This is a genomic window from Moorena producens 3L, from assembly GCF_000211815.1.
Lineage (GTDB): Bacteria > Cyanobacteriota > Cyanobacteriia > Cyanobacteriales > Coleofasciculaceae > Moorena > Moorena producens.
Genome location: NZ_GL890923.1, coordinates 37,688 through 44,429 on the forward strand (window position 1 = coordinate 37,688; position 6,742 = coordinate 44,429).

General features: G+C 41.0%; 4 protein-coding genes and 1 pseudogene. 3 read left to right on the top strand and 2 right to left on the bottom strand.

Annotated features, from left to right (window positions below):
- Positions 1-8: 8 nt before the first annotated feature.
- Entirely contained in the window at positions 9-1,505 is a 1,497-nt protein-coding gene (locus tag LYNGBM3L_RS15160) for a TldD/PmbA family protein (protein ID WP_008184862.1), read from the bottom strand.
- 669 nt (positions 1,506-2,174) lie between these two features.
- Between LYNGBM3L_RS15160 and LYNGBM3L_RS48675 the strand changes: the two genes are divergently transcribed.
- Complete coding sequence (locus LYNGBM3L_RS48675; protein WP_071986888.1) at positions 2,175-4,073, top strand: aldose epimerase family protein; 1,899 nt, start codon at positions 2,175-2,177, stop codon at positions 4,071-4,073.
- A gap of 84 nt (positions 4,074-4,157) precedes the next feature.
- A pseudogene (locus LYNGBM3L_RS15170) lies at positions 4,158-4,688 on the top strand (DUF790 family protein); the annotation flags it as partial.
- A gap of 520 nt (positions 4,689-5,208) precedes the next feature.
- On the opposite strand, the gene LYNGBM3L_RS15180 reads toward LYNGBM3L_RS15170, so the two are convergent.
- On the bottom strand, positions 5,209-6,483 hold the full coding sequence (locus LYNGBM3L_RS15180; protein ID WP_008184870.1) for a GmrSD restriction endonuclease domain-containing protein: 1,275 nt from the start codon (positions 6,481-6,483) through the stop codon (positions 5,209-5,211).
- Between the two features lie 26 nt (positions 6,484-6,509).
- Between LYNGBM3L_RS15180 and LYNGBM3L_RS48680 the strand changes: the two genes are divergently transcribed.
- Positions 6,510-6,638 (top strand): hypothetical protein, encoded by a 129-nt coding sequence (locus LYNGBM3L_RS48680; protein WP_267872040.1) that lies wholly within the window; start codon positions 6,510-6,512, stop codon positions 6,636-6,638.
- Positions 6,639-6,742 lie beyond the last annotated feature (104 nt).

Sequence of the window (6,742 nt, forward strand, 5' to 3'; positions counted from 1 at the left end):
TTAACGATTTAGGCTCCGCCAATCTGAATATTGCGCACCCGCACCGGCACACAAGCATGGGTCATTTGAGCAATTTGTATCGGTTCGCCTTTACCACACATATGGGTACCAAACTGCTCCTGTTCCGAAGCCACTCCAATAGCATCAACACTATTCCAGAAATCAGTACTCATAGAATGATAGGTAACATCCTTGAGCATTCCCACTACTTTACCTTTCTCCACCTTCCAGAAAGCATCTCCACCAAACTGAAAATTACGTCGCTGCTGGTCAATGGAGAAACTACCTCTACCATCAATTAAAATCCCTTCCTCAGTCTCAGCAATCATTTCTGCGAGTGTGGCAGAGTGACTTCCTCCCTCTGCTCCCGGTTCCAACCCTAAATTAGGAATCCGCACCATCGGTACACTTGACCAACTATCCGCGTAAGCGCAACCGTTACTACTGGCATTACCTAGTCGATAAGCGGTTTCCCGGTCAGTGAGGTAGTCTACTAAAATGCCATCCTTGACAACATACCAATCTTGTGCAGGTACCCCCTCATCATCATAGCCTAAAGTACTACGTCCCCCCGATTGAGTGCGATCGCATTTAAAATTCACCCAAGGAGCAGCATATTGCAGCTTGCCCAATTTATCAGTAGTGGCAAAGCTAGTACCAGCAAAATTCGACTCATAGCCATACACCCGATCTAGTTCCGTAGGGTGTCCCACCGATTCATGAATCGTTAGGTGGAGATGACTAGGCTTCAGAATCAGAGTGCTGCGAATACCAGAAGGTCCTTTAGGAGCATGAACCTTCTCTATTGCTTCTTCTGCTACCCGTTCTACCTGATTCAAAAGGTCTGGGGGTTGAATATGCTCGTAACCGATATTTAAAGGTGGACGCTCATAGCTACGGCTTTGAGCATCCCCATTAGCAACTGCTGTACAACCCATACCTGGATAGCTGCGGTAGATAGTCTGTTCAATTAGGGAATCAACAGTAGACGCAAAAATCTTGTCTTCACGAGTAAAACGCAGGAAAGAGTAAGCCTTTTTAATTCCGCGATCGCTATAGCTAAGCAATTGATTATTGATACGCAATAGTAAATCTGCTTTCTCAGTAATTGGTATAGTAAACGGGTCAATTTCGATCGGAGTAATATAGGTATCGCGATAGGCTTCTACTGGGGCTAATCTTACCTGTGTTTGCTGAGACAGGCGGCTACCTTTAGCAATCTCCACAGCTAAAGCCACCATTCGTTCCACTTCCTCTGGAGTTTTATAGGGACTAGCCGCAAAGCCCCAAGCGCCCTTTAGTAACACTCTTACTCCAAAACCAGAACTAACATTATCACAGAGTTGGCTAAGGGAGCGATCGCGTGCAGTTAAGTTCTGATTACGGTAAGTACAAATACGGATATCTCCATACTCACAACCAGCTTTACGAATTAAATCAATCCCTAGTGTCGCCAAGTCTCTCGCCAAGTCAGTAGTCGTAATTGGTGCTAAGGCTTTTATCATTGTATGTAAAGTATGTAAATAATGTTTAAGAACAATGCCTAATATGGATTAAAGTTGCTATAATCGCACTGGCTAGATTATGATTAACCTAGCCCTCTCCTCATTTTAATAAACGTCAGTAAAATCAAGGTCGCTGGTTGTAAGCATTCAGCCTAATCCTAAAAGCAATAAGAACCAATAATAAATCAGCGTCTTTCTGGTTGTCCACAATCAATCATGTACTCCCACCCCTGGGTCAAATGCCTGAGTTTTCCTTGATTATTGATATCAAAACTATCGGCTAATCTCAAATAGCTTCAGGAATTATACATCTAGTTAGCTGGTAATAGTTAATTGGCTCCCGATTATCCATTACCCATTAGCGTTGACCACAAGGTATTCGTATTTAACTTGTTACCAATGGCGACCTGTCATCCCAGCAGGCGGAACCAGTTACCCTCTATTATCTTCCTAAAAAAAATTATATAAATTAGAATTTATACAGATTACAATTACTTAAAAAAAACTATGCTTACTGGTTCAATGTTAACAAAAATAATCACAATTTTTACCGCAATGGGAATGAGTGTACTTTTAGTAAAATCAGATTTATACAAGAGATTTAACCCTGAGCAATCTTACGCCACAGCAAATAACTACCATACCCAAGAAAACAAAACTGTAACCAAGATGGAATTTGGCCAGACTAAAGATGATCAGAAAGTTTATCTCTATACTTTAACCAATACCAATGGTTTAGTAGCTAAGATAACCAACTATGGTGCGACTCTTACTGAATTACACTTGCCTGATAACAGCGGTCAGCTAGACGATGTAGTGCTGGGATTTGATAGTCTAGAAGATTATTTTACGGCTAAGCGCTACCTATATTATGGTGCAATTGTTGGTCGCGTCGCTAATAGGATTAAAGATGCTCAGTTTACTCTCAATGGTGAAAAGTATGAGCTAGCTGCTAATGCCGGTTCCCATCACATACATGGTGGTAAAAAGGGTTTTGACAAAGTGGTTTGGAAAGCTGAACCGATTAACAGTAGCCAAGGACAGGCACTAAAACTAACTTATCTGAGTCCTGATGGAGAAGAAGGATATCCAGGTGATTTGACAGTTACAGCCATTTACACTCTGACTAACGATAATCAGTTAAAGCTGGAAATGACTGCTACCACTAACAAACCTACTCCTGTCAACTTGGTGAATCATTCCTATTGGAACTTGGCTGGTCATGGTTCTGGGAATATTCTAGGACAATATTTAACGATCAATGCCGATAGATATACGCCTACCAACGAACAGCGAATCCCTACAGGAGAGATTAAATCAGTTAAAGATACACCTTACGACTTTACTCAGCCTCAGTTGATTGGAGATGGAATTAATCAGCTTAGAAATACCCTAAAGCAAAACTATCCAGGAGGCTACGACCTCAATTATGTCTTGAATGGAGAATCAGAAAAAATCAAACTCGCAGCTACTGTATATGAACCAAAATCTGGTCGGGTGATGGAGCTTCACAGTAATCAGCCAGGAATACAGTTTTTTTCGGGAAATCTTCCTAAGCTTAGAACTGTGGGTAAAGGAGATGTTGTTTATACAAATCATCAAGGTTTGTGCCTAGAGACACAACATTTTCCTGACTCAGTCAATCAGCCTAACTTTCCTTCGGTTATCTTGCATCCAGGTGAAACTTACCGACACCTAATGGTTTATAAATTTTACACCAAACAAAATAATCTAGGAGAAATTATTGCTCCCAATACTCAAGTTGAAAAAGTAGCAGGAGGTTTTAAGTTTACTGAAGGACCTGTTTGGCATCCCGACGGCTTTCTGCTATTTAGTGACATCCCAGCTAATACCATTTATAAATGGCAACCAGATCAAAAAACCGAGATTTTTCGTCAACCTTCTGGCAATGCTAATGGTAATACGTTAGACCGCTCAGGGCGTTTAGTTACTGCCGAACATAGTAATCGTCGTCTATCCCTAACACAGAAAGATGGAAAAATCATAACTCTAGCTAGTCACTACCAAGGGAAGCGGCTGAATAGTCCCAACGATCTAGCAGTCAAATCAGATGGTAGCATCTATTTTACTGATCCTCCCTATGGCATCAAATCCGAACAAGAAGAATTAGGGTTTTATGGTGTTTATCGTCTAGCACCAGATGGCACACTAACCCTGCTAGTTGATGACTTTGTTCGCCCTAATGGTATTGTCTTTTCCCCAGATGAAACTAAATTATATGTGAATGATTCAGAAAGAGGTCATATTCGGGTTTTTGATGTCAAGCCAGACGGGATGTTAGAGAATGGAAAACTTTTTGCCGAACTGAAACCTCCTAGTAAAGAGGGGGCAGCAGATGGTATGAAGGTAGACATCCAAGGAAATGTTTACAGCACTGGACCTGGGGGAGTTTGGATTTTTGATCCCAGTGGCAACCTACTGGGCATTATTGAAGTGCCAGAAGCTCCCGCTAATTTAGCCTGGGGTGACAGTGACTACCAAACCCTTTACATTACAGCAAGAAACAGTCTTTACCGTATTCGTCTTAAAATTAAAGGGATGCCCTAGAAAGTTATAGCAATTCTCCTGGATTAATCAGATACTTAGTAGGAGTATAGAATTCATAATTCAGATTAATAATACTGAATTTGTAGGATGGGTAGAGCGATCGCAAAACTGATTCCAGCCTTACTACACGTTACTAAATGGAGTCTCAAGGCGACGTTACAAAGCCGTGACCCTTACAGCGGTACGATCAAGACGGGGCATTTTAGCCTTAATGACCGCTGTGGCTTGGTGACTCACTATCCCCCTGGTAAACCCTACGACAGTATGTTAGAGGCTTCCTTTGCTAAGCGTTGGGAATCTCAGAAAACTGAGTGGGTCTTAGAGCGAGAAGTGGATTTAATTCCGATTCCTGGTAGTGTGATGGTGCCCGACTTTCGGATTGTTCATCCTGATGGGCGAAATTTCCTATTAGAAATTATTGGTTACTGGCGTCCAGAATATTTAAAGAAGAAATTCGCTCAGGTGCGCAAGGCCGAATGTGACAATTTGATTCTGGCGATTTCGGAACGGTTAAATTTGGAGAAAGCTGGGGTGACGGTGAAGAATTTGCCAGCTCAAGTTGTTTGGTTTAAGGATAAACTTTCACCGAAAGCTGTGTTGGAGCTTTTGGAATAGTTTGGGAAAAGGCAAAGTTGTTGAGGGTGATAGCAGGGAGTCGGGAGTCGGGAGCGGTGCGACCCCTGGCGAATTTAATTACGGGTCAAGCGCACCGAGGGAGTCGGGAGCGGTGCGACCCGTGGCAAATTTAATTACGGGTCAAGCGCACCGAGGGAGCAGGGACTTCGGAGCAGGGAGTAGGGAGTAGGGAGTAGGGAGCATAAACCAGGAAACAGCAATGCAGCGTGAGACCGCGCTGCATCAAGACAGGGGTAATAAAATTGGATTTATAGCAATCGCCAGGGCAGTTAGGACTTTTGTCATGTCCTAACTGCCTTGGCGACTGCTATATGATCAGCTTTAAGCTCTCTAAATCCTTTTGTCCCTCGAAATAACCTGTTACACAGAGGACAGACATACCCATTTAACTGGCTATTAAAATTCTGCCTAAAGTAAGCTTCTTGCCAAGTTAAGGGAAAAGTTCTTCGCCGAGGATTACAGGGAGATAGTCCTTCAGGTAAATCAACCAATTTTATGTTTATTTCTTCAAAATAATTCTAACAATTTCAACAGCTTTATCGCACTGTTGCTTTTGTCCTTTTTGTTGACTCCATCGACCTTTTGGTTCTGGGTATCCATTGTTTTCATCAAGTAGCTCTCTGGCTTTATTTCGAGGGCTACGAATGAATTCACCCGCATGATTCCATTGTGTGTCTGATACCTGTTCGGGAGATATTTTTAGCTCAGCAGCTCCGGCTATAAACAAAGCAAGCTGCTTGTACTTATCGACACTAACTCCAATAAGTTTTTTTGATAAAATAGATTTCATCCAATCAACAAATATGGTAAAGTATTCTTCCGAAATAACTTCAAAATTTGAAAGTATTTGTTTACTTCTTTCTTCTTTTGGATCTTCTTGATACTGGAGTTGACTACAGTAAATATCTAAAGCGTTATCAGTTGAGCCGTTAAAAGACATTTTGAGATGAATCGGTCTTTTCAATAAATCATCAAGTTTTTTACGTTCAAGACAGATTAAGTACCACAAGAACATCAATGATGGTGTTTGACCTTTTGCTTTTTCTTTACCCTCCCACCATTGGTACCAAAGCTTTCTAGCGTCAGGAAATTTATCCCAAGGATTAGAAAGTCCTTGTCTTTGCGCTAACTCAAGCATTCGTTGAGAAGGCTTTATAGTAGAGTTAGAATCGTTGGAATCCTCATCTTCACTAACCTCTTCATTAGTTTGCTCAGGATTATCATGAATTCCAACTAAACGAATAAAGGTTACACTTTTAGATTGACTGTAATAAGCTAAACGAATATCTTGACCAGAAAGAGGAGTTCCTCCTTCGTTGATTCGTCTAAATATTTCTAGCTTAGTTTGTAACTCTATATTTTTAGGAAGATAAATTATAGTCAGCGGATAATCTTTAAATATATATTTAAGGTCTTCCTCCAATTCGCTGTATTTTTTGCCGGTATATAGATGAGAGTCTGGTAGTATATAGTCAATAGTTTTATCATTACTTATCGAAAATTCATTATTACAAAAACTTCTGATAGTGTTGAGTCGCTGTTGCCCATCAACAACTTCGCATTTTCGGTTATCATCTTCACAAAAGAAGAAAGCTGGAATAGTAAGATTGTTAAGAATAGACTCAATAAAAAGTGATTTTTTTCTAAGGTTCCATTGATTAGCATCTCTCTGGTAATCAGGAACATAGACACGCCCATTTTCTAACCTTGCCAAGATGGTTTCTATGCTTTCGCTTTGAGATTTTGTGGTGTCTTGTACTAAAGGTTTAAACATACAATCTCCTTCTGATCTTTACTATCATGGATTCTAGATCATCGGTAAGCATTCAGCCGTCAGCCTTCAGCCGTTGGCCACGCTGCTTGAGGTGCTTATTTTCTTCAAAAGCACCTCAAGTAGCACCATCTGTAGCGCTAATCGCTGACCGCTGATAGCTGATAGCTGAAGGCTTACTATCATTCTTTATAGTTACATAGTTTTCTGTTAAGATTGTAACATAGTTCCCTGTTAACATTCCAAACTAACAAGATTATCT